Raw genomic sequence first — 23879 nt, forward strand, 5'->3', positions numbered from 1 at the left:
TAAAATGAGAGTATCCATGACCAAATAAAAGGAGAAAACCCATGGAGGCAACGACCCGTGAAGCGCGACTTGCCGCTTTGCCTAAATTAAGTGAGATCAATCGGGAAATAGCGGTTTTTCAGCATGCCGATACCCGTCGAGCCATCTGGCAATTGGCGAATACCCTTATTCCCTATGTATTACTTTGGTACCTCATGTACCGCAGTTTGGCTATCTCATATGCCTTGACGTTGGGCTTAGCGGTTTTGGCAGCAGGATTTCTGGTCCGGGTTTTTATCTTTTTCCACGATTGTGGTCACAACTCGTTTTTCCCCTCTACCCGCCTTAATCGCACGGTGGGTTTCTGGTTAGGAATCCTGGTTTTTACCCCTGGGGAGCAGTGGTGGCATTCCCATGCCATTCATCATGCTACCAGCGGAAATCTGGACAAACGCGGTGTGGGCGATGTCACTACCCTCACCCTTGAAGAGTTCTATGAAAAGGCCTGGCTGGAGAAACTGGGGTATCGTTTCTTCCGCAATCCCCTGGTCATGTTCATTTTAGGGCCAATTTTTATGTTCCTGATCATGCATCGTTTACCCTTGCCGCGCTACGGCAAGCGCCAAACGCGTAGCGTTTGGTTGACCAACCTGGGCATTGTAGCATTAGCCGCTGGGCTGATTGCGCTGGTAGGTTGGAAGGCGTATCTCATGATCCAACTCCCGGTGATCTGGATGGCGGGCACGGGTGGAATCTGGCTCTTCTACATTCAGCATCAGTTTGAAGATGTTTACTGGGAGCGGGCCGAGAACTGGAACTACGTGGCCTCGGCGTTACTGGGGGCATCCTACTACAAACTCCCAAAAGTATTAGAGTGGTTTACCGGCAGCATCGGTTATCATCACATCCATCACCTTAGCCCGCGCATTCCAAACTATTTCCTGGCCGAGTGTCAGCGTCGTTCGCCGATTTTACAAAAATGGGCACGCGTCGTCACGATTCCTGAGAGCCTGCGCACCGTGACGCTCAAGGTGTATAACGAGTCGCGTTATCGCATGGAGGGCTTCCCCAAGGTCGAGTACGAGCGAGCGGATGAACCGCGGCGGCAGAAGAAAGCGGCTTCAGCGAATTCCTCGTAGTGCTGCCATTCTTTTGTGGGGTGTTCAGCACAGGCCGGCTGATGAAGTGTTCGCCGGTCTGTGTTTTTCTATGCTATCATTGAGGCAATTCGCCCAATTGGGGTTTAGGTTGCGGGGAAACCATTCAATTTACTTATAACCATCGTGGAGGGAACAAGAACCCATGGTCTGGCAGCGACAACGTGCCCCTTTGATGACGCGCTGGAGTGAGGCTTTATGCCCCGATTGTGTTTGGCCGGAATATCCCCGCCCCCAGTTGGTGCGGGAGGAGTGGTTGAACCTGAATGGGGTCTGGCAGTTCGGCATTGCGCCACGAGATCAGGCACTTCCTCCCGCTTTCAAAGGTGAGATTTTGGTGCCGTTTCCCATCGAATCGGCGCTTTCGGGGGTGATGCGTCCGCTTCAGCCCGGGGAGCGCTTATGGTATCGGCGGATGTTCACGGTGCCAACAGCCTGGGAGGGGAAACGCGTGTTACTGCACTTCGGTGCGGTGGATTGGGAGGCAGAAGTTTGGGTCAACGGCCAGCGTGTAGGAAATCATCAGGGAGGCTATTTGCCGTTTACCTTCGATATTACCCCTTATTTGCGTTCTGGAGAGCAAGAGCTTGTAGTTGCAGTGTGGGATCCCACGGATGCCCATTGGCAACAGCGAGGCAAACAAGTGCGCCATCCTCATTCCATTTGGTACACACAGGTTTCGGGGATCTGGCAGACGGTTTGGCTGGAAGCAGTGCCCTCTCGCTATATCGCCGGCTTGCGGATAACCCCTGATCTGTCAGCACAGGTGGTGCGAATAAAAGTGCTGGCCGGAGGCAGTGATATCTTGCGGGATATTCATGTGGAAGTATGGGCGGAAGGGATGCGCCATGGTGAGGCGAGCCTTTCATCCTCTGAAGGTGAACTAGTGATTTCCCTGCCTTCGCCGCGCTTATGGCATCCCGATTCGCCATTCCTCTATGATTTGGTAGTGACGGCAGAAGAGGATCGCGTGAGCAGTTATTTTGGCTTGCGCGAATTTCGCCTGGGGAAAGACGTACATGGTCGAACACGAGTTTTCCTCAACGATGAGCCGCTGTTTATGTTTGGCCCGTTGGATCAGGGTTACTGGCCCGATGGGTTATATACGCCGCCTTCGGAAGAGGCGATGGAGTGGGAATTGAAACTGCTCAAGCAATTGGGCTTTAACATGCTTCGCAAACACGTTAAGGTCGAACCGGCCCGCTATTATTATGCCTGTGACCGCTTGGGCTTGATTGTGTGGCAGGATATGCCTAACGGCGGGCGAGCGCAAACCGCGTTTGAGGGATTGGTGACGCTTTTCTTGGGGGCGCATCAGGATGATCGGCGGGCGCTGTGGCGTTTTGGACGTAAGTCCCCCGAATCGCGGGCTGACTATCAACGTGAACTCAAGGCGTTGGTAGATCATCTCTATCACTTTCCTTGTATCGGGGTATGGGTGCCGTTCAATGAGGGGTGGGGACAGTTTGAAGCTCGTGCCATTGCCGAGTGGCTCAAAGCCTATGACCCTACCCGGTTAGTGGACCACGCCAGTGGTTGGTATGACCAGGGGGGTGGGGATTTTACCTCTTATCATATCTACGGTAAACCCCTGAAACCCATTCCCCCCACGGCGACGCGGGCCGTGGTGCTGTCGGAATTTGGGGGTTACAGCCTGGAGATTTGCAACCACCTCTGGAACCCGCGCCAGCGCTTTGGGTATAAGCATTTCAAGACCATTCCCGATTTGACGGCAGCCTACGAGCGCTTGCTGGATGAACAACTGTGCCCCTGGGTTGAGGCCGGGCTATCTGCCGCTATTTATACCCAAACCACGGATGTGGAAATTGAGGTGAACGGTTACTTGACGTATGACCGGGCGGTGCTCAAGATGGACGCACAGCGATTGCGAGCAGTCCACAAGCGGTTGATGACAAAAGCAAACTCCGGTCTCTGAGAGAGTAGGCTACTCGTAAGAAGGTGAGAAAAGGGGACAAAAATAGGATGAATATCATATTCAAATATTTATATAATAAGATATAATGGCAATACTTTATCTTGGTAAGGTTGTTTGATATGAATGTGTGGTTTTATGTAATCTCCACAAGTGTGGTTTTTGTCTTTTCCGGATTACTGGCTATGGCTGGCCTAGGGGCTGCTTTTCTTTTTGTGCCTTTTTTCTACTACATGGGATTGCCGCTTTCAGAAGCAACTCCAATTGCGCTTCTACTAAACGTGGTCAGCCTCTTCATGGCGGCGGTTAATTACGGCCGGGCCCGATTGATTAATTTCCGGATGGGAATTCCCATCATGCTGGCGGCAGTTATAAGCGCTCCCCTTGGAGCACGTTTAACCCCTTACGTTGCACGAGATGTCCTTCTGGCTCTGTTTGCGGCATTCCTGGTATTTGCGGGCTTTATGATGCTCTTCTATTCGCCTCACCCCCGTCAAAGGCCTCTCATGTCCTGGGTGGAAGTAGGGGTAGGGATTGGTATTGGGATCGTTGCCGGGTTCTTAGGCGGGTTATTAGGGGTTGGGGGCGGTAATTTTATTCTGCCTGTTTTGGCTTGGATGGGAGTAGACCCCAAAATTGCGGCTGGCACCACGGCAATGATTGTTGTGTCTTCATCGTTCTCGGGCTTTCTCGGTCATGTAAGCTTGGGTGGGCTGGAGCCGCGGTTTCTTGCCATCATGGGGCTTGCTGCTGGCGGTGGTTCGCTAGTAGGGTCGAACTGGATGAAGAACCGTCTCTCCAGCCAGCAACTTAAACGGATCATTGGTGTCTTGCTCTGGTTGATTGCGCTGAAGATGGTTTTCGATCTTATTTTCTAAATAAAAAGGAGGCCATAAAAATGTCTGAGATTTCTCTAGATGAATGGTTGAGCGGACGCGACTTCACGTTTTGGAGTAATGGCTATCATAAAATAGACCCGGCCCAGTTTTTTGATCTATGGGCAGAGGGGAAAGCTGTGTTGCTCGATGTGCGCACTCCGGAAGAACAACGATTTTTGGCCCTACCGTTTGCGATGGCGATCCCACTTCACGAGTTGCCTCAACGGTGGCAGGAAATTCCCCGCGATGTGTTGGTTGCCACATTTTGTTCAGGGGGTGATCGTTCTAATGTGGCTTTTACTTATTTGCGCAGTAAGGGCTTCGATAATGTGCGCATCTTTAAGGGGACGTATGCCGAATTGACTGCCGAATTGATGCCCGGAAAACTGCGTAAGTATCTCGAAAAGCGTCAATCGGCTTGAAACCTTCACTTTCCGTAGGTGTTTCCCTCGCTCTATAAACCGGGCGAGGTTTTTTTGTTTGGACCAACTCTACCGTCTCTCGGGAAAGCATCTTCGGGCTATAATTCTTTTGAGACTCAGGAGAAAGGTGATTATTAACCCGCGTGGCTGATTCAAAACGTTTTGATCCGAAAAAGCATGCTATCTTGCTGGATACCTCGCGCGAAGCCAAGTGGCATCCGCGTGCTTTGCTACGTGCCATTGGCGTACAGCCGGGGCAGGTGGTCGTGGACTTGGGCTGTGGTCCGGGATTTTGGACCTTTCCGTTGGCCGACTTGGTTACTCCCAGTGGGGCGGTGTGGGCGCTGGATGGAAGCCGCGAAATGTTGGATGTACTCAATGCGCGTCATCCCCCACAGCAGGTGCACACCATGTGCGCGGAATTGCCCCGCATTCCTCTTCCAGCGGCAAGTGTAGATCTGATTTGGGCGGCTTTTTTGGTGCACGAGGTTGAACCCATAGATCATCTCATGCGTGATATGTTGCGGGTGTTACGCCTTGGGGGGCGGGTGGCTATTTTGGATTGGCGCCCGGATGCTGTTCACGAGGACGGTCCACCCCGCGCCCATCGCCTGCCGGCGGCGTTAATTCGCCGCCATCTGCAAGAAGCCGGTTTTATACTGCGCGAATCCCCTTGGCAGCACGAAGATGCTTACCTGATCCTCGCCGAGAAAGTGGTGTAAGGGAAAGGAAACCATGCAAGCCACGGCATTAGCCCACCCGAATATTGCCTTTATTAAATACTGGGGCAATCGTGATCCGGAACTGCGTTTACCGGCGAATGGTTCGCTCTCAATGAATCTGGCCGGTCTTATGACCCGCACCCGCGTGCAGTTTGATCCAACTTTGGCTCAAGATCAAATCTGGCTTAATGGTCAATTTTTGGAAGGACGTGCTCGCGATCGCGTGGTGCAGTTTCTGGATCTGATACGCGCCTGGGCGGGGGTCGCGTTGGCAGCTCGGGTGGAGAGTGAAAATAACTTCCCTGCCGGGGCCGGGTTGGCTTCGTCGGCGGCTGCCTTTGCGGCGCTGGCGTTGGCAACCACGGCGGCGTTGGGATTGCACCTGGATGAGCCCACCCTTTCACGGCTGGCACGGCGTGGCTCAGGTTCGGCAGCGCGCTCGGTGCCGGGGGGGTTTGTGGAATGGCAGCCCGGTCGCGGCGATGCCGATTCATATGCGTTTTCGATTGCCCCACCCGAGCATTGGCCCCTAATAGACTGTGTGGCGGTGGTAGAGGCAACCCACAAGGCAGTGGGGTCGAGCGAAGGGCACAGGTTGGCGGCGACCAGTCCGCTTCAATCGGCGCGAGTGGTGGATACGCCGCGACGCCTTCGCCTCGCCCGCCAGGCCATCCTGCGGCGTGACTTTGAAGCCCTGGCCGAGGTGGCCGAGCAGGACAGCATGATGATGCATGCCGTGATGATGACTTCTCATCCTCCCTTGATCTACTGGCAAGGGACCTCGGTAGACCTGATGCGCGCAGTAACCGCTTGGCGCCGTGAGGGGGTAGCAGCTTTCTATACTCTGGATGCGGGACCCAACGTGCACGTGATCTGTTTACCGCAAGATGCCGAGACTGTGAAAGCACGCTTGAAGGCTTTCTCGGGGGTGAAAGAGGTGATTGTGGCAGGTGTAGGTGGTGCAGCCAGGTTGATTGAGACAGAGGCATAGACGCGGCTTTTGCTCTGACGGTTTAAAAGCGATATAATCAGGGTGCACATCACTTGTTAATCTAAAGGTAGGATGATGATCTTTCTAGAGTTTCTGATTTTTTTCAGTCTGACACTGTTTTTGCATGAGTTCGGACACTATCTGGCAGCGCGATTGTTTGGTATTCGGGTGGAAGAGTTTGGGTTTGGGTTTCCGCCGCGTTTGGTACGCTTATTTCGAGTGGGTGAAACCGAAGTCACATTAAACTGGATTCCCTTTGGCGCTTTTGTGCGCCTTTCGGGTGAAAATGATCCCAGCGTGCCCGGTGGCTTTATCAATGCTAAACCGCTAGCGCGCATTGCCGTGCTACTGGCTGGGCCGTTTATGAATCTGATGACCGGATTGGTGCTTTTCAGCCTCTTTTTCCTGCGTGCTGGGGTGCCTGAGGTTACCAAGGTGATGGTGGACTACGTGGAACCCGATTCGCCTGCGGCTCTGGCCGGCATCCAACCCGGTGACCTTGTGCGTCAAGTAAATGACGTTCCCATCACCGGCATGGCTCAGTTAAGTCAGATTATCGCCCAGCATCGAGGGGAAGAGATTACCCTGGTTGTGGAGCGCACCGGTCAGCAGATCACCTTGCGTGCAACGCCGCGTCTTAACCCACCGCCGGGGCAAGGGGCACTCGGCATTCGCATGGTCACGCCCTGGCGGCCGGTTACCTCGTGGTTTGAGACTCTGCCTTGGGCATCGCAAGCGACGTGGGAGGGCTTGGTGCAAATCCCGCGCTCGCTGATTGCAGCCGTGCGAGGAGAGGTGCCGCCCGAACAAAGCCGGGTAGTTGGCCCGGTTGGGATTTATACCATCTTCTCCCAGGCCCGCGAACGTGATATTGAAAATGAGCAGGCGGGGGCAAGCCCGGTGGAAACCACCCTGACCCTACGGCTGATGGCCCTGATCTCGGTGGCGGTGGGGTTTGCCAATCTGTTGCCGATCCCGGCCCTGGATGGTGGGCGCATCTTGTTTGCCTTGCCGGAATTGGTGATCGGCAAACGCGTACCTCCGAAGTATGAGGCTTGGGTACATACGGTTGGGTTTGTGTTGCTGATACTGCTCTTCCTGTATATCACTGCCCAGGATATTATTAATCCAATTACGTTACCCTAGATCGAGGAAAGGAATGTCGAAAAAATCGCGCAAGCAAGTTTCGTTTGACCAGGTGTTAGCGGCACTGCTGGATACCAACCAGCCTTTTCCGGCCCGCTTTCTGCACCGTTTCTCGGATCTCAGCCCAGAGGACTTGGAGCGTTTGAAAAAGGTGTGGGGGCAGGTGCCGGTAGAACGCCGCGTCGCCTTGATGGAAGATTTGGAAATGCTGGCCGAGGCGGATACCCTGGTCTCGTTTGATGAATTGAGTAAGTTCGCTCTGGATGATGAGGAACCGCGGGTGCGCGCCGGTGCACTCAGTTTGCTGTGGGAATGTCAAGATCCGCATCTGATTAACAAGTTTATCCAAATGATGGAAGAGGACAACGATGAAATCGTGCGTGCTCAGGCGGCCTCTACGTTAGCCCAGTTTGTCTATATGGGCGAAGTAGAAGAACTTCCTGAGGCCACCTTGCACATGGTCGAAGATCATTTACTGTCCACGTTGAGCCGAGATCGTTCGGCGTTGGTTCAGCGGCGGGCATTGGAGGCCTTGGGTTTTTCCAGCCGCCAAGAAGTGCCGACGTTGATCCTGCGCGCCTACACCAGCAACGACCCGGCCTGGATTGCCAGCGCGCTCTTCGCCATGGGGCGCTCGGCAGACCCGGCTTGGGGTCAGCATGTGGTGCGCATGTTGGATCATCCCGATTTCGATGTGCAGTTAGAAGCCGTGCGCGCGGCGGGTGAGTTAGAGGTTGAAGAGGCCCGCGAGCCGTTGCTCAATATGCTGGAAGAGGGCATCGAAGATGAAGAGGTGCGCATGGCGGCGATCTGGTCGCTCTCGCAAATTGGCGGCGAGGGGGTCCAACAGGCTTTGGAGCGCCTTCTGGCAGAGACCGAGGATGATGACGAAGCTGCCTTTATCGAGGATGCCCTGGATAACCTGTCGTTCAATGAGGGCGTGATGCCGTTTGGTATGTTTGAATTCGAAATCCAGGACGAGAAAGACCTCGATCACATTATTGACCTCGAATCCGAAGTGGATGATGAAGAGGATCTGGATGAGGATATGCTGGCGCGCCTGAATTAAAGCAAAACCCCCAGTGGGGAGGTAAAGCGGTTGGGTTGGCTAATTGTGGCGATATTATGGTGGCAGAGTCTGGGGTGGCCTCAGGTCGTAGGGGACACCATTATAGAACAGGCTTCCGCGGAACCGATATTTGGCGAGCGCGTGCTTTTTCAGGCGCATTTACGCCTTGCAACTCCGCCACAAGAGGTTGTGTTGCTGATCGCACCTGAAGGCCAGCCGCCCTTGACGGTAGCCCTAGTGCCAACTCCGGACGGACAATTAACCTATATCTGGGAACTGGTTGGGCGCAGGTTAACGCCGTTTTCCCACGTCACATACTGGTTTCAAGTTCGGCTGGCGGGTGGAAAAGTGGTTGAAAGCCCTCGCTATCAGTTCATCTACGCGGATGATCGCTTCACCTGGCAATCCCTGGAAGAAGCGGGCGTTCAAGTGGGGTGGGTAGAGGGAGATCTTGCCTTTGGGCGGGCAGCACTTCAGGCGGCGCAAAACGGTTTGAAAAGTGCGCAATCCCTGCTGGATGTAGAACCTCCCTCTCCGTTGCAGGTTTATCTCTACCCCGATATTCAAAGCCTACAAAGCGCTTTGAACCTGAGCGGTACGCCGTGGTTGGCGGGTCATGCCAGCCCTGAAACGGGCATCGTGTTGGTGGCCATCTCACCCGGCCCGGATCAGGTTGCCGAGATGGAACGGCAGATTCCGCACGAAATTGCTCATCTATTGCAGTACCGGCTAATGGGGGAGGCTTATGGACAACTACCGCTCTGGTTAGCTGAGGGGATGGCCTCGTTGGCCGAACTCTATCCTAACCCGGACTATCAGCGGGCGCTTGACCGGGCTGTCCAAGAGGATCATTTGTTGGCATTGTCAAGCCTGTGTCAAGCCTTTCCGCGCGAGTCTGCCGCGGCTTTTCTGGCTTATGCCCAGTCGGCTTCATTTGTGCGTTACTTGCAGGAACGTTTTGGCCGAAGTGGCCTCACTACCCTGGCCCGGGCTTATCAGGATGGCTTGGGTTGTGAGGAGGGGGTGCGGGCTGGCTTGGGGTTATCACTGGCGCAACTGGAGCGGGAGTGGTTGGAGGATAGCCTAGGAGTCAATCCCTGGCGGCGAGCCTGGCGTCACCTGTGGCCCTACGTGGTGTTGGGAGCACTGGTCATGCTCCCGGTACTGTTCAGTTTGCGTGGATCTTTTCCTCGTCATTCGCATCTTCCCCAAAAGGAGGAACCATGACCATGGAGACAATGCGCCTGCATGCCCGAATTCAAGGCCATGTACAAGGGGTTGGGTTCCGATACTTTGTGCAGGATCGTGCCCTTGCCCTGGGGCTGGTTGGGTGGGTGCGCAACACGTTTGATGGGGATGTCGAAGTTGTGGCCGAGGGGCCGCGAGATAAACTGGAAACCCTGTTGGATGACCTGCGGCGTGGGCCGCGTTCTGCCGTGGTGACCCGGGTGGATGTAGAATGGTCAGCTGCCAACGGTGAATTCCGTCGTTTTGAGATTCGGCCCACCGTTTAAGGCGCTTCCTCGCCGGCCAACAGGCGCGCTTTTTGCCACGGCGGAAGGTTGCTTTCTTCGGCCAGCAGGGCGCGTAACTCGAAAATCTGATCTCGCAGGACGGCCGCCTTCTCGAATTCCAGGTTTTTGGCAGCGATTCTCATCTGTTGCTCCAGTTCGGTGATCAGATGCCGCAGTTCGCGGGCAGAAGCGGCACGGTGGGCCGCCCTGCCGGCGGTGTATTCGGCCCGCCCTTCGGCTACGGCAGTAGTGCTCAGCCGTTCAGTCAAATCGTGTACGGCTTTGACGATACTGACCGGTTCGATGCCGTGTTCACGGTTGTAGGCCATCTGTTTGGCACGGCGGCGGTTGGTTTCATCAATGGCTTGCTGCATGGCTTCAGTGATGCGGTCGGCGTACATAATGACATGTCCGTTCACGTGGCGGGCGGCACGACCGATGGTCTGGATGAGTGCCGTAGCCGAGCGCAGAAAGCCCTCTTTATCCGCGTCTAGGATGGCAACTAACGAAACTTCGGGCAGATCCAGCCCTTCGCGCAACAGGTTGATACCCACCACGACATCGAAGACTCCCAAGCGCAGGTCACGCAGGATGCCTACCCGTTCCAGGGTATCAATCTCAGAGTGCAGGTAATGCACTTTGATCCCCAGTTCCATCAGGTAATCGGCAAGATCTTCGGCCATGCGTTTGGTCAGCGTGGTAACCAGGGCGCGTTCACCTCGTTCGACGCGTTGGCGAATCTCTTTGACCAGGTTGTCAATTTGCCCTTGGGTAGGACGCACTTCCACCACCGGGTCGAGCAAGCCGGTAGGACGGATAATCTGTTCAACCACCTGGTCGGCGCGTTCTAGTTCGTAAGGGCCAGGGGTGGCAGAGGTGTATATAGTGTAGCCCATGCGCTGTTCAAACTCTTCGAACGTCAGGGGACGGTTATCCAGCGCCGAGGGTAAGCGAAAACCATATTCCACCAGTACCTCTTTACGTGAGCGATCACCGTGGTACATCCCGCGAATCTGAGGAATAGTCATGTGCGATTCATCTATGATTAAGAGATATTCGCTGGGCAGGTAGTCCATGAGCGTCCAGGGTGGTGAACCCGGCGGACGCTGATCCAAGTGGCGCGAATAGTTCTCGATGCCTGAACAGTAGCCCACCTCGCGTAGCATTTCCAGGTCATATCGCGTGCGCTGTTCCAGGCGTTGGGCTTCGAGCAATTTGCCCTGTGCCCGTAGATAAGCTAAGCGTTCTTCCAGTTCGTTCTCGATGTCTTGGAGCGCTTTTTGCAGGCGTTCCTGCTCGGTGATGTAGTGTTTGGCAGGGTAGATGGCGATCTGTTGGGGTTCGTGAAGTAATTCCCCGGTCAAGGGGTTGATAACCTGGATGCGTTCAACCTCATCGCCAAAGAAGGTGATTCGATAAGCCCGCTTTTCTTCATAGGCGGGAAAGACTTCCAGGGTATCACCGCGTACGCGGAAGACGCCCGGTCGCATTTCAAAATCGTTGCGCTGGTACTGACTCTCAACCAACTGGCGCAGGAGGGCGTTGCGACGGTAGATGCCGCCGATTTGCAAGTCAATGACACTTTTACCATAGGCTTGAGGATCACCCAAGCCATAGATGCATGACACGGAGGCGACAATGATGACATCCGGTCGCGACATCAGCGCTGTGGTGGCTGCCAGGCGCAAGCGGTCAATTTCTTCGTTGATATCGGTCTCTTTCTCGATATAAAGGTCATGCTGGGGAACATAGGCTTCAGGCTGGTAGTAGTCGTAGTAGGAGACAAAATACTCAACCGCATTCTCCGGAAAGAATTGCTTAAACTCGGCATAAAGTTGCGCCGCTAAGGTCTTGTTGTGCGCCATGACCAGCGCCGGCATTTGTAACTCAGCGATTACATTAGCGATGGTATAGGTCTTGCCGGTGCCGGTGGCGCCCAGCAGAACCTGGTGACGATAACCGCGCCGAACGCCTTCAACCAGTTGACGAATGGCTTCAGGCTGGTCACCGGTGGGGTGGTAAGGGGCTTGTAACTTGAATTTCATGGGATGCCCTTCTTGTCCATTCTGAGAATACGTGAAACATTTGTTCAAGGGTTTTGATTCTAACATAATTTTGCCCGGGTCAAGGGTGCACCCGGGCAACTCGGGAGAAGGGGTGAATGATCATTTTATTAAGAGATCTTGGGTCTCCCGGCGCGGGAAGAAGCGGGCACGTAGCGGTCGTCGGTTGAGGTCTGCGAGTGGGGTTTGCAAAAGTTGCCGACAGACTTCGGCAATGCGTTCAGCAGAGCGTCCACCGTTTTGAATGGGCATAAGTTGTCTGAGGGTACTGAGATCAAGATCGCAGTGGATGGGTTTGCCCAACGCAAGCGCGGTAAAGATGGCCGACGTGTTTTGGGCAATGAGCATATCGCAGTTCGCAATCATGTGGTGCAAATTGCCCTCAGTGTGAATTTGCGCCTCGGGAAAATAGTGCCGAATTTCACGTGTTGCACGGTCAATGTTTTCATTGGGGTGTAATTTGAAAATCAACGGGCGGCCATCAGCCAGTGCTTTGACGCGTTGGAGGAAGCGCTCACGATCATGAGATTTCAGTGTTTCACGGGTGGCAGATGTCGCTATTAGGATGTAGTCATGGTGGGGAAAATCGTTGTTCAAATAACCTGCGGCGTGATCAAAATTAGGGATGCCGGTGACAATAATTTTGTCAGGGTTAACTCCCTTGTGAATAAAGAGGTCGCGATAGCCCGGTGAAGCCACACAGAAGGCGTGGTAGGCGTGGGATAAACCGGTAGCGGCGGTGTTGGCGAGATAGCGCGGAAGTTTGAGGGTGCGCACGAGATGAAAACGCCAATCCTCCGGTTCTAGCATCCCTTCTTGTACCAAAACCAGGCGGGTGTTAAGGATGTTGCGGGGTAGAAAGAGGTCGGTGCAAGTAACCACGAGATCATAGTTTTGACGCTTACCCCCGTAATCTACAGGAAGATGGTGTTCGCGCAGGTAGCGTTCGGTGGCTTGCCGATGGCGCCCGCCCAATATAGTAAAACGAGTCAATCCCAAGCGTGTTAATAAGCCGATGATCCCGTCGGCGTAAAAGGGCGTAAAATAACAATCGCATTCCGGCAACTGCTGGGCGATTTGATGCATAATGGTGGTTTGGTTAAGCGAGCCACCAATGAAAAGTACTTTGGGGTTGGTCGTCATCACATGTGTCCTCCATGGGCTTAGCCTATCATGGGGTTTTATAGCGCTTGGGACATACGGACTAGTCGGAGTGGAGCGTGTGGGCTTGAAGTATGAATTACCCAACCCATTTTGCGCAGAATGTAGCGGGGAATGAAGTCGCGCAGCACCTCAACTCCCCCAAGACCATGTCCTTTGCGCACCTCGGTTGTAGCCCGTTCTAGGGCGTGACGCAGTTCAGCCGCGGTGGTGCCGGGGAAGAATGTTGCCCCTTGACCAATCATGCGCAGGACATGAGCATCGCTATTGCCAACTTGGGCGAGGGGTAGGGCGCTGGCCATAGTTTCTACCCATGGATTACGCCGGGTGTAAACCAGCCCGCCATTAAATCGTTCTATCCCTACCAGGATGCGGCTCACCTCAGCATGCTCAAGCGCGGCGCAGATGGTTTTAAAGTCAAGGCTGCTGGTACCCGCAGCCATCGGGTGTGCAGCAATGCATAGCCCTCCCAGTTCACCGACCCGCAGTGCCGTTTCAATAAGGGAAAGGCCGGCTGGAACCGGTCGCTCTATGTAAAGTGCCAGGACATGACCATCAGATGTGGATACCTCAACTCCCGGTATGACCTCAATCCCGTAGGCTGGGGCTAAATCCTGTGCCTTGAGGGCACCGTAAATACAGTCGTGATCGGTTATGGCAATAACATCGAGATCGGTGTAGTCTGCAACGTACTTCAATACGGCTTCTACCGAAGACGTGCCGTCATAACTGTAAATGGTGTGAATGTGCAAATCCGCATATCCCATGTGATTTCTCCCTTTGTTTATGTTTCCAATAGTTACTATAGCCTGCGTTTTTTAAGGTTTCGTGAACACAGGGATAAAAGAAGTTTTGCGTTTGATTGTTGCCGATTAAAGGGAGATTAAGAATGGATAAGCACTTGTATCAAACCAGATGCTCGCTGGATGATCTTGGCCCAGGGAACAGTTAAGGTGATGAGTAACTGGTTGGTTTTAGAGGGCAGATTAGAAGGGTAAGACATCATCGCTTCCCACGCGCATGGGTTATGTTTATCCTGCCCCAAACAGAATTTGAAAAGGCAAATAACAGACAGGATATGGGTTAAGGTGACGCCAAAATTGGTTTGAACAAGGATTAGATGGTCTTAAAAGCAGGGAAAGGTAACAAAATCGGGGAGGTTATAAGGGTTTGGGCGATCGTTCTAATTGACTTAGTCGTTCCAGCAAGTTGAGCAGGCGCTGGCGCCATTGCGGATTGGAGGGGTCGAAGGGCGTCCAATAGGCATTCTTACCGCTGCGTGCCAGAGGCTCGAGCGAGGGCAGGGTCCGAGGTGGTGCATCCTCAGGACGAGGAGGGTAACGAAGCACGATTTGGCCGCTTTCGATGCTCACAGAAGCCAGCCCGGCTGCTTCGGCGCGCAGTTTGACCTGCATTTGGAAGAAGAGGTTTTCCACGGCTTCGGGCAAGGGGCCAAAGCGGTCGCGGAACTCCTCACGCAGAACATCCAGTTCGTGCTCGTTGCGGGTGTCCGCCAGACGACGGTAAAGGCTCAAGCGGGTCTGCTGATCGGGCACGTAAGACACAGGAATCCCTATATCCAAGGGAAGATCCACGTTAACCATGAGCCCCAAATCACCTGTGGATGGGGTAGGTTCAGCCGTGCTGAGTTGCGGGTAGTCACGGCGCAGTTCGCGCACGGCTTGCGCCAACAAGCGGGTATAAAGGTGAAAACCAACGCTGGCAATGTACCCATGTTGGCGCGTACCGAGAATTTCGCCCGCTCCACGCATTTCCAGATCGCGCATGGCGATGGCGTACCCCGAGCCGAGTTGGGTGTTTTCAGCAATGATTTCCAGCCGTTCCTGGCCTTCGGGGGTGGGCGGGCGTTTGCGGTGGCGAAAGAAATAGGCATAGGCGCGCTGGGTGCCGCGCCCTACTCGTCCGCGCAACTGATAGAGTTGTGCCAAGCCAAAGGTATCGCCGCGATCCACGATGAGGGTGTTGGCATTGGGAATATCTAACCCCGATTCAATGATCGAGGTACACAGCAAGACATCCACCTCCCCGCGAGTGAAGCGCTCCATGACCTGCGCCAGTTCGTCTTCAGGCATCTGTCCGTGTGCCACAGCAATGCGCGCTTCGGGCACCAGCGATTCCAGGTGGCGGCGCATGGCCTGGATGGTGTGGACGCGATTGTGAACGAAGAACACCTGTCCTCCTCGTTCGATCTCACGCAGGATGGCTTGTCGCACCAGGCGCGGGGAATAGGGACCGATGTGGGTAATCACGGGCAGACGTTCTGCCGGCGGGGTATTGATGATGGAGATATCGCGCACACCGGCCAAGGCCATGTAGAGGGTGCGCGGAATCGGGGTAGCGGTCAGGGTCAGGACGTCAACCTCGGTGCGTAGTTTCTTAAAGTATTCCTTATGGGTAACCCCAAAACGCTGTTCCTCGTCTATGATGACCAAGCCCAAGTCCTTAAAAACCACATCGGGCTGGAGCAGTCGGTGGGTGCCAATAATAATGTCAATGTCCCCTACCGCTAGGCGGATCAAAATCTCCTCCTGTTCTTTGGGCTTGCGGAAACGTGAGAGCATCTCCACATTAACCGGAAAGGGCGCCAGGCGTTGGCGAAAGGTCTCATAGTGTTGTTGTGCTAGGATGGTGGTGGGCACCAGAACTGCTACCTGTTTACCATCCATGACCGCCTTAAACGCGGCGCGCAACGCTACCTCGGTTTTTCCGTAGCCCACATCGCCGCATAAAAGGCGATCCATAGGACGCGGGCTTTCCATATCCCGTTTTACGTCTTCAATCGCATGTAACTGATCTTCGGTTTCGATATAAGGGAAACTGGCTTCAAGTTCCTGTTGCCAGGGGGTATCGGGGCTAAAGGCAAAGCCCTTGGCCACTTGTCGCTTGGCGTAGAGTTCCAGCAACTCGCGGGCCACTTCTTGCACAGCCTCACGCACCCGCTGTTTAGTCAGGTTCCAATCAGCGGTACCCAAGCGGGTGGGAGTGGGTTCTTCACCATCCGGGCTAATATAGCGGCTGATGCGGTCGGCTTGATGCACCGGGACGAAGAGCTGATCCCCTTCGGCATAGGCGATGCAGAGGAATTCACGTTCCACGCCTTCCAACGTGCGCCGCACTAAGCCCACAAAGCGACCGATTCCGTAGTCTACATGCACCACCCAATCACCCGGTTTGAGATCAGCGTAGACGGCTTCAGGAGGAAGCGCTTGAGGGCGGGTACGACGGCGGGGTTGTGGTCGTTCCCAACCGAAGAGTTCACCGTCGCCGAGCAAATGGAGTGGTTTTGCTGCCGGGTGCAGAAGTTCCCAACCTTCACTCAAACTACCTTCGATGAAATGAACGCGTTGTTCTGCGGTTTCCGGCATGTGGCGGCGGTGTTCTTCCCATAATTCGCGCAGGCGTGCCACCTGGCGAGAGACTATGAAAATGTCCTCTCCTTCTGTACTGCGCAGGGCAAGCCATTCCAAGAAGGACCTGAGTCGTCCGCCAAAGCGAGGTTGGGGTTGAAATTGCTTTGCTAAGGGGTGCCCCTCTTCGGTCTGGCCATGGCCTAACTCTAGCCAAAGATGATCGCCCAACAGGTCTTGCAGTTCTGACCAGGGGAAGTAAGGGATAGGATAATCGGGTGTAAGCAGCCCCTCGGCAATGCTCTCCTGGCGCATGCGCACAGCCAGTTCTTCAATTTCGTTGGCTGTACTTCGCAAGAGATCCAGATCATCGATAATCACCAGGGCATCGCGGGGTAGATAATCGAGCAGGCTGCCGGCTAAGGGGTAAAGCAAAGGGAGATCAAATTCATCAACATCGGTGGGCGAGAGACCGAGTGCAGTGGCTTTGGCTGGCAGTACCTCGCGCGCTGGGGTGATCAGAGCGTGTTCTAAGTTGCGCACGGTGCGTTGGGTGGCGGGGTCAAACTGGCGCAGGGTATCCAATTCATCCCCAAAGTACTCAAGGCGTAAAGGCAGAGGTTCCGTGGGTGGCCATAGGTCTAAAAGGCCACCGCGCAATGCCACTTGGCCGGCTTCCACCACTACGTCCTCGCGTTGATAGCCTATCTCCAGGCACTGACGCAGAAAGGATTCTAACGGCAAACGTTGCCCGACTCGAATAAGCCGTGTGGCTTTGATGAATTCGCGCCGGGGGAGCGTGCGCGTCATGACGGCGCGCAAGGGGGCAATGATCAGCGGCGGATATTCAGGGCGTGGCAACGTGGGCAGGTGGTAGCGGCTGAGCAGGCTCAGTACTTGTAGGCGGTCCCGCCGTGTCAGCATTCCCCAGGCGGCACGTTCGTAAAAGAGGGGATTGGGTTCGGGAAAGAGAAAATGCCGGCTTTCACCCATCCAGAGGATTAGTTCATCGTGGAGGGTCAGGGCGCGGTCACTGCGTTCAACAATCCACAGCAGGGGTGCACCCAGATCATGGGCTAGAGCAGCGACCAGGGGTAAACGTGCAGCGCGCATGACCCCCATTCCTTGGATCACCAGACCGTCGTGCAGATCTTCCAGAAGATGGCGGTACTCCGGGAGGGAGCGAAGGGCTTCCAATAAGATGTTCAGCTTCATGGTTCGAGCGTCAAACCGTTAAAGCGGTTCATGGCGGTGTCCAGGCCTTCGGTAACGAAAACGCGAATGGCCTGCACAGCGCGATCGATGAGCAATTCCAGAACGGGCTGTTCGCTGGCGTCGAAATCTTGGAGCACGTAATCCGCAGGATCCATCTTGCCCGGTGGGCGGCCGATGCCAAAGCGAAGGCGGGGAAAATTCTGAGTACCCAGGCGGTCCATAATTGAAAGTAGCCCTTTGTGTCCGCCGGCACCACCCCCGGGGCGCAGACGAATAACCCCGAACGGCAAATCGAGGTCGTCGTGGATGACCAAAAGGTGCGGAAGAGGGATTTTATAGTAGTGCACCAGGCTACCAACCGCCTCGCCGGAGAGATTCATATACGTTTGAGGCTTGGCCAGGATGACCTTGCGCCCGTCAAGTACGCCGTTCAGCACCAAGGCTTTCATCTGTAGGCGCGGGGTGCCTAAATTCAATTGTTTGGCCAAGGCGTCAATGACCATAAAACCAATGTTATGGCGGTTGCGGACATACGTGCGGCCAGGGTTGCCCAAGCCAATCAACAAATATGGTGAGGAAGCAAAATCTGAAGATTCAACAGATGATGTTGTCATAAGCGATTAGCTGCGGTCACGATGGTGGCGTAACTCGGAATAGAGCCCGATAACGGCGAGCAGACCTAATGCCACCAGCCCGCCGCGGGCGAGCACACGTAGAATAGCATTCGGGGTTAAGATAAGCGGGTTCGGCGGGAGCGGCGTGGGGGTTAGGAGCAGGGTCGGGGTGGCGGGCAAGGGGGTAGGGGTCGGCGTGCGCTCTGAGGACACCCGTGGCGTTTCGGTTTCTACTGCGGTGTAGTTACGCACGCGCAACTCAGTAACGATATGCTCGATCACCTGCCCATCTCCCAGCAATACCCGCAGGCGCAGGCGATAATTACCATCGGTGATGACGGTGGTATCCCAGGTAAACAGCACTTCGTCTGCCGGGCGTTGATCGGACTGGGTGAGAGGAAACCAGGTCTGGGTTGGGTTGTCTTGATAACTAAACTCTAATTCATAGCGTTGGAATTCACCCGGCGGCAAGTTGGCGCGAATGACCACCTGTCCGCGCAACACCGCGCCAGGTGTGGGGGAGATGATCAGGGGAGGTGGGGTTTGGGGTAGGGGTGCCAGTCCCACCAGACCAAAGGTAATGACCAGGCGCAAGATAGCCCAGAACATAGCAGTTAAGTTTATCATGAAATACGATCCTCTTGTATTTGACGCATTTTCTCCGTGATGATATATTGCCCCTGAGTGAAGCTAATCGGGTTGTGAAGTTTTATCATTGGGCACAGAAAGTGAGTTTCAGTGAACGACGCCATGGCTTTTCTAACTGGTCTCTTTCACACGTCGTTTCTCCCCATTGTGGCGGCGATGCTGGCTGGCGGATTAATTGGGCTGGAACGCGAATATCGTGATAAGTCCGCCGGGTTTCGCACGTTTATCTTCATTGCCGTGGGTTCGGCATTATTCACCCTGCTTTCGCGTCACTTTGGGGGTGCGGATATTTCACGCATTGCGGCCAATATCGTTACCGGCATTGGTTTCCTGGGTGCAGGGGCGATATTGAGAGAGGGGCCGCGGATAGCGGGCCTAACCACGGCGGCGATCATATGGTTGACTGCCGGGGTGGGGATGGCCATGGGGGCGGGGGAATATCTTTTGGGCGGATTAGTTACCTTTATGGCGTTGATTGTATTGTGGTTGTTTCCTTCATTTGAAAGGCGAATTGATCGTTTGCGCGAGCAACGGATTTACGAAATGAGTGTTCAAGGCGGGGTTGAGTCGTTTGATCAAATTTACACTGCCTTGGAGCAGGCAAGTTTGCGCTTGATTCGGCGCGAATATTTCAAAGAGAGTAGTGGATTGCTACGCTGTCGCTGGGTCGTGCTGGGTAGTATCTCAGCACATGAGCAGTTTGTGAAATTCCTGCTTGATGCGCCGTTTGTGGTTCAGTTTCGATATTAAAACTAAGCGCCTCTGCCAATCCGCAGAGGCGCTCTTGGTATCGGACCACAACCTGGATTTAGATAAAGATGATCTGTGCCCCTTCGGTCATGTCAATAAAGTCGCTGGCGGTGACGATGCCCTGTACACCCTCAACGAAGTCATCCATGGTCAACCCCATCATATCCACGGTCATCTTGCAGGCATAGAGCTTAGCGCCGCCATCTACCAGCATTTGCAGGTACTCGCGCACTGGCGGTACCCCCAGGGCTTTCATTTTATCTTTCATCAGTTTGGTGGCGAGAGCCGTCATGCCTGGCAGAACCCCGACTAGGTTGGGAATGCCCAGGTTACCCGGGATGCCCATCATGTTCATCTTCATGCTGGTGTTCGCCACCGGGGGCAGTTCCAGATGATCTACACGGTGCTTGTTGATTAGGTCAAGCCCCCAGAAGGTGAAGAAGATGGTGACATCCACACCGTTGCCCAGGGCCGCCCAGCCCATCACCAGGGCTGGGTAGGCCATATCGAGATTGCCCTTGGAGCAGATAAACGCAATGTGGCGGTTTCCTTCGGTCATGGCTTTGACTCCTTTTGCTTAGATTAGACGCAACCTTCGGGCTTGCCCAACCCGGCGATCTTGGCTACTTTCTTGGCCGGGCCTTTGGGGAAGAGGGCAAAGAGGTCCTTAGTGGAGATACCGGTGCCAGCGGTAATTTGGCGCAAGGTAGGGGCTTTGCCATTAGCGTTAGCGCTTTGGCGGCAGAAGTTGATGACTTTCCAGTGCTCGGGGGTCAGCTCAGCAATACCCTCCTCTTTTGCCAATTCTACGGCGATCTCCTCGTTCCACTCATTGGGGTTGGTCATGAACCCCTCAGCATCCACTTCCACGGTCTTTCCAGCAATAACTCGGGTAGGCATAGTTTGGTTCCTCCTTACGTGTGAATATTTATCCCTGAGCAGGGACGGGTTTCGAGTTGGCATCGGCCTGGTGGCCGATGACCTGCAAAACACGCAATGTCAGCGCCAACCCGCGACGAACGGCCGGGTCTTGCAACTGGCGCAATAAACCGAACAACGAGGTGTCCACCGGTTTGCCCACTTCTTGCTCCGCTAAAAGCAAGGTATTGCGGACAAAGGTCATGATCTCGGGTTGGGTCATGTCTTTGACCGTGTTGAGAATGAGCACGATATTATCGCCCAACCGGTTGACATCGTCCTCGCTGAACGAAGTGACGATGTTATCCACAATGCGTGCCCCACTGCGGGCAAAGGCGAAATAGCCTTTCTCATCCAGCGTTTGCAGGACGTCGGTGAGGCGCATCATGATGTCCTTGGAGACTGGGGTCAGGGTTTCGAGCAAATCGTACAGCGCATCTAACTGATCCAGCAGGGACTCAAGTTGGCGGGCATGGCGCAGGAATTTTTTGAGCAAGCGCAGCAATTCTTCCGGCTGGACATAGTCCTGCACCTCTTCGAGTTGTTCACTTCCCAGGCGCAGGGCTTCTTTGGCGATGGGCATGGCGGTTTCAATCAGTTCATCCCGTGCTTGCCGCCCGCGCTCGGCCACCTTGGCCTGCTCGGTGAGGTAAGCCACCTGTGCCGTGAGGGCATCGAGTTTTTGGTTTAAGGCAGCGATCTCGGCTTCCATAGCCCCTCCACTAAACTTTCCACTTACCAGCCATGCTCATTGTGGCGGGAAGCGGCAGTTCCATGCCCTGCAGTAGGATATGCCAGTACATCCAGCGGAACATGAGTTTGCCCCAGTGATTGAATTCGGACTCTTGCAGTAAGGTCAGCGGGCCAATGCCTGGTAGTGGATAGCGACCAGGGAGAGGTTCCTGGGTGTAGTTGAAATCAATCATCAACCCCTTACCAAAGCCGGTCTCGATGAAGCAGTTGGCGTGCCCATCGAAGTAAGGTGGGAGTTCGCCGGTTTCTACATAATCCAGGAAGTGTTCGGTGAAGAGGTCAATGGAGAAGTGGGCGGTAGCACCGGCTTTGGAAGCGGGCGCGTCCGAGGCATCGCCCAGGACGAAGATATTGGGATAGGCTTTAGCGCGTAACGTATGCGGATCCACCGGCACCAGGTTAAGTTCATTGCCCAGGCCGGATTTACCGATGACATCGGCGCCTTTATTGAGCGGGATGGTAACCAGTAAATCGTACTCGATTTCGCGCTCGTCATAAGAGACGATCTTTTTGGCTTCCGGCTCCACCCGTTCAATCATGAAATCGGGTTCGACCTTGATGTTTTTGCTCTCGAGCAATTCGCCGAGTAATTTTGAGGCCACGGGTTTGGTGAAGGCACCTGACAGTGGCGTGGCGTAAACAATCTCAACCCGGTCGCGCATGCCTTGCTGATGGAAGTACCAATCGGCCAGCATGATAAATTCCAGTGGGGCGACCGGGCATTTGATGGGATTGTCCACCACATTGACCACCAGCCGTCCACCTTTCCACGTGCGCAGAGCATCGCGCAGGGCTTGGCTGGTAGGCAGGGTATAAAACGAGTGAATGGATTTACCCCACTCGCCATCCAGCATTCCCGGGGTCTCTTCAGGGTGAATGTCTACCCCGGTGGCGATGATCAGGAAGTCATAAGGCAGGTTGGTACCATCGGCTAAGTGCACGCGGTTGTGATCGGCGTCAATGGCTTCAACTTTGGATTGGATCAAGCGCAGCGGCGGGTCAATGAAATCACGCTTGGGCTTAATCACATCTTTCTCTGAATACATGCGGAAGGGAATGAACAAGAACCCCGGTTGGTAATAGTGGACGGGGTCGGGATCAACCAGGGTGACCTGCCACTGGTTGAAATCCAAGAGGCGTTTGAAGCGGTTGGCCACGATGGTGCCTGCGGTTCCAGCGCCGAGAATGACAATTTTCTTCATAAGAGGTACACTCCTTGCTAAGAAATTTGAGTTAGGCTAGCGATTTGTTGCAGGCGCTCGATAAACGATAGGCGCTCATGCAGGATACTTTGCACAGCGCGGGCGGCAGCCAGTGGCCAGGCCGCAACGCGCTGACGCTGGGCAGAATCTATCACACGAAGATCATGGGCGGCTAGGCGTACTTGGTCTAGGGGTAGGTTATAGCGTTGAGCTAGGTGTTCCCATAGGGCATCGGTAGGTTGTGTTTGCCACAAGCATGGACCACATACGAACCACGCTACAACCTGACCATCGTCTTGAATGGGGGTGAAGAGATAATCTAGGCCGGCATGGCACGTTGCGATACCACCGCGCGGGGCTACCTCGCGTACCATCTGTTTCCAGGAGGCCTGGCAATCAGCGTGGGCTTGTTCGTTTTGCCATAGTAGACGGCAGAACCCGCAAGGATGGCTAATCTCGGTTAGGGGGTTGCCCTCAGGGTCCAGGACAACGGCACTTAACCCGCTGACCTCGGCGTAAAGGTCCTGAATGGTCTGGACGCAGTGGGTGGGGAACCCGGTCGCTAGATCCATGGCTTGGGATGCCGGCTCGGGTGTTGGGCGCCCAAGTAATCGTTCGACCTCATTGCGCGGAAAACGCCACTGCTGGCCGATCTTTATCCCTTTTAGCCGCCCATCCTGAAGCATGCGGTAAATGGTGATTCGATCTACCTTTAGAAGGTCTTGAACCTGGCGTGTGGTTAATAATTCTTCCATAGCATGTTATAAAATGTTATAGCAATCTCTATCGCACTCAATAGTAGCACGCTTGACCCACCCTAGATAGTGACAAATGTCACGAGGAATGTCATGTCTGTTACGTTCTTCACAAGGGCCGGGTTGGTGTATTGGGTTGTACATTGGTTCCCTTTTTTGATGTCTAGGGGATAAAATAGACCTCAAAACTGATAATAGAGGGACCAAATCGCGATGGAAGAAAAGTTACCTGAATGGGCATATCGTGCGCAGTATATCAACTTAACGACATTTCGCCGCAATGGTCAGGCAGTGGCGACACCGGTGTGGTTTGTGGTGCACGATGGGCGTTTATACGTGATGACTAATGTGGATTCGGGAAAAGCCAAGCGCATTCGGGCCAATGGTCAAGCTCAGGTAGCTCCTAGTGATGTGCGCGGGCGACCTTTGGACGAATTTATACCAGCGCGGGCTCGACCGGTGGAGGATCTAGCGTTGCGACAAGCCATTGCGACGGCATTTGACCGCAAATATCGCTGGCAGCGCCGCCTGATCCGTCTGGTAGCAGGTTTGCGAGCCCGACGGACAGGGGATCCAACCTATATGATTGAAATTGAACTTATGCCATCATCCCCCTGATGG

23 protein-coding genes are annotated in these 23879 nt (G+C 54.5%); 12 read left to right on the forward strand and 11 right to left on the reverse strand.

Features of this window, described 5'->3' with window-relative positions; genetic code table 11:
• Positions 1 to 41: 41 nt before the first annotated feature.
• The 10 genes from AC01YT_RS07110 (at position 42) to AC01YT_RS07155 (ending at position 9811) form a co-directional block, all read left to right on the forward strand.
• Positions 42 to 1118, forward strand: a complete 1077-nt coding sequence (locus tag AC01YT_RS07110) for a fatty acid desaturase (protein ID WP_476674026.1) — start codon at positions 42 to 44, stop codon at positions 1116 to 1118.
• A 163-nt stretch (positions 1119 to 1281) separates the two neighbouring features.
• Positions 1282 to 3072: a glycoside hydrolase family 2 protein gene (locus AC01YT_RS07115; RefSeq protein ID WP_476674028.1), complete on the forward strand. Its 1791-nt coding sequence runs from the start codon at positions 1282 to 1284 to the stop codon at positions 3070 to 3072.
• A 119-nt stretch (positions 3073 to 3191) separates the two neighbouring features.
• On the forward strand, positions 3192 to 3947 hold the full coding sequence (locus AC01YT_RS07120; protein ID WP_476674030.1) for a sulfite exporter TauE/SafE family protein: 756 nt from the start codon (positions 3192 to 3194) through the stop codon (positions 3945 to 3947).
• A gap of 20 nt (positions 3948 to 3967) precedes the next feature.
• Positions 3968 to 4369, forward strand: coding sequence for a rhodanese-like domain-containing protein (locus tag AC01YT_RS07125; RefSeq protein ID WP_315624563.1), 402 nt, complete (start codon positions 3968 to 3970; stop codon positions 4367 to 4369).
• Positions 4370 to 4512: 143 nt separating this feature from the next.
• Positions 4513 to 5091 (forward strand): class I SAM-dependent methyltransferase, encoded by a 579-nt coding sequence (locus tag AC01YT_RS07130; RefSeq protein WP_476674033.1) that lies wholly within the window; start codon positions 4513 to 4515, stop codon positions 5089 to 5091.
• 13 nt (positions 5092 to 5104) lie between these two features.
• Positions 5105 to 6082, forward strand: a complete 978-nt coding sequence (gene mvaD / locus AC01YT_RS07135; protein ID WP_476674035.1) for a diphosphomevalonate decarboxylase — start codon at positions 5105 to 5107, stop codon at positions 6080 to 6082.
• A 72-nt stretch (positions 6083 to 6154) separates the two neighbouring features.
• Complete coding sequence (locus tag AC01YT_RS07140) at positions 6155 to 7228, forward strand: M50 family metallopeptidase (RefSeq protein ID WP_476674037.1); 1074 nt, start codon at positions 6155 to 6157, stop codon at positions 7226 to 7228.
• Positions 7229 to 7241: 13 nt separating this feature from the next.
• Positions 7242 to 8297: a HEAT repeat domain-containing protein gene (locus AC01YT_RS07145; RefSeq protein ID WP_476674039.1), complete on the forward strand. Its 1056-nt coding sequence runs from the start codon at positions 7242 to 7244 to the stop codon at positions 8295 to 8297.
• 30 nt (positions 8298 to 8327) lie between these two features.
• On the forward strand, positions 8328 to 9524 hold the full coding sequence (locus tag AC01YT_RS07150; RefSeq protein WP_476674041.1) for a peptidase MA family metallohydrolase: 1197 nt from the start codon (positions 8328 to 8330) through the stop codon (positions 9522 to 9524).
• Complete coding sequence (locus tag AC01YT_RS07155) at positions 9521 to 9811, forward strand: acylphosphatase (protein ID WP_476674043.1); 291 nt, start codon at positions 9521 to 9523, stop codon at positions 9809 to 9811. The genes AC01YT_RS07150 and AC01YT_RS07155 overlap by 4 nt, the downstream gene beginning before the upstream one ends.
• Here AC01YT_RS07155 and uvrB read toward each other — a convergent pair.
• The 6 genes from uvrB to AC01YT_RS07185 form a co-directional block, all read right to left on the reverse strand.
• Positions 9808 to 11856, reverse strand: coding sequence for an excinuclease ABC subunit UvrB (uvrB, locus tag AC01YT_RS07160; RefSeq protein ID WP_476674045.1), 2049 nt, complete (start codon positions 11854 to 11856; stop codon positions 9808 to 9810). The genes AC01YT_RS07155 and uvrB overlap by 4 nt on opposite strands.
• Before the next feature lie 120 nt (positions 11857 to 11976).
• A complete protein-coding gene (locus AC01YT_RS07165; protein WP_476674089.1) occupies positions 11977 to 13017 on the reverse strand; it encodes a glycosyltransferase family protein in 1041 nt (346 codons plus the stop codon).
• A gap of 38 nt (positions 13018 to 13055) precedes the next feature.
• Positions 13056 to 13802: a PHP domain-containing protein gene (locus AC01YT_RS07170; protein ID WP_476674047.1), complete on the reverse strand. Its 747-nt coding sequence runs from the start codon at positions 13800 to 13802 to the stop codon at positions 13056 to 13058.
• Between the two features lie 393 nt (positions 13803 to 14195).
• Positions 14196 to 17618: a transcription-repair coupling factor gene (gene mfd / locus AC01YT_RS07175; protein WP_476674049.1), complete on the reverse strand. Its 3423-nt coding sequence runs from the start codon at positions 17616 to 17618 to the stop codon at positions 14196 to 14198.
• Positions 17615 to 18232, reverse strand: coding sequence for an aminoacyl-tRNA hydrolase (pth, locus tag AC01YT_RS07180; protein WP_476674051.1), 618 nt, complete (start codon positions 18230 to 18232; stop codon positions 17615 to 17617). The genes mfd and pth overlap by 4 nt, the downstream gene beginning before the upstream one ends.
• A gap of 6 nt (positions 18233 to 18238) precedes the next feature.
• A complete protein-coding gene (locus AC01YT_RS07185) occupies positions 18239 to 18859 on the reverse strand; it encodes a hypothetical protein (RefSeq protein WP_476674053.1) in 621 nt (206 codons plus the stop codon).
• A gap of 111 nt (positions 18860 to 18970) precedes the next feature.
• Here AC01YT_RS07185 and AC01YT_RS07190 point away from each other — a divergent pair, with 111 nt between their 5' ends.
• Complete coding sequence (locus AC01YT_RS07190) at positions 18971 to 19630, forward strand: MgtC/SapB family protein (RefSeq protein WP_476674055.1); 660 nt, start codon at positions 18971 to 18973, stop codon at positions 19628 to 19630.
• Positions 19631 to 19688: 58 nt separating this feature from the next.
• Here AC01YT_RS07190 and AC01YT_RS07195 read toward each other — a convergent pair whose 3' ends face one another.
• Genes AC01YT_RS07195 through AC01YT_RS07215 form a run of 5 tightly spaced genes read right to left on the reverse strand, consistent with a single transcriptional unit; the run spans position 19689 to position 23258 of the window.
• Positions 19689 to 20189 (reverse strand): DsrE/DsrF/DrsH-like family protein, encoded by a 501-nt coding sequence (locus AC01YT_RS07195; protein ID WP_152965595.1) that lies wholly within the window; start codon positions 20187 to 20189, stop codon positions 19689 to 19691.
• Between the two features lie 23 nt (positions 20190 to 20212).
• Positions 20213 to 20530 carry a TusE/DsrC/DsvC family sulfur relay protein gene (locus tag AC01YT_RS07200; protein WP_476674057.1) on the reverse strand — a complete coding sequence of 106 codons (318 nt, stop codon included), beginning with the start codon at positions 20528 to 20530 and terminating at the stop codon, positions 20213 to 20215.
• Between the two features lie 28 nt (positions 20531 to 20558).
• Positions 20559 to 21260 (reverse strand): helical membrane plugin domain-containing protein, encoded by a 702-nt coding sequence (locus AC01YT_RS07205; RefSeq protein WP_476674059.1) that lies wholly within the window; start codon positions 21258 to 21260, stop codon positions 20559 to 20561.
• 10 nt (positions 21261 to 21270) lie between these two features.
• The gene (gene sqr, locus AC01YT_RS07210) at positions 21271 to 22503 is read right to left on the reverse strand and encodes a type III sulfide quinone reductase, selenoprotein subtype (protein WP_476674061.1); all 1233 of its coding nucleotides are present in this window, start codon (positions 22501 to 22503) and stop codon (positions 21271 to 21273) included.
• A 17-nt stretch (positions 22504 to 22520) separates the two neighbouring features.
• Positions 22521 to 23258 carry a PocR ligand-binding domain-containing protein gene (locus AC01YT_RS07215; protein ID WP_476674063.1) on the reverse strand — a complete coding sequence of 246 codons (738 nt, stop codon included), beginning with the start codon at positions 23256 to 23258 and terminating at the stop codon, positions 22521 to 22523.
• 213 nt (positions 23259 to 23471) lie between these two features.
• On the opposite strand from AC01YT_RS07215, the gene AC01YT_RS07220 reads away from it, so the two are divergent.
• On the forward strand, positions 23472 to 23876 hold the full coding sequence (locus AC01YT_RS07220; protein WP_476674065.1) for a PPOX class F420-dependent oxidoreductase: 405 nt from the start codon (positions 23472 to 23474) through the stop codon (positions 23874 to 23876).
• Positions 23877 to 23879: the final 3 nt, after the last annotated feature.

This window comes from Thermanaerothrix sp., assembly GCF_056331585.1.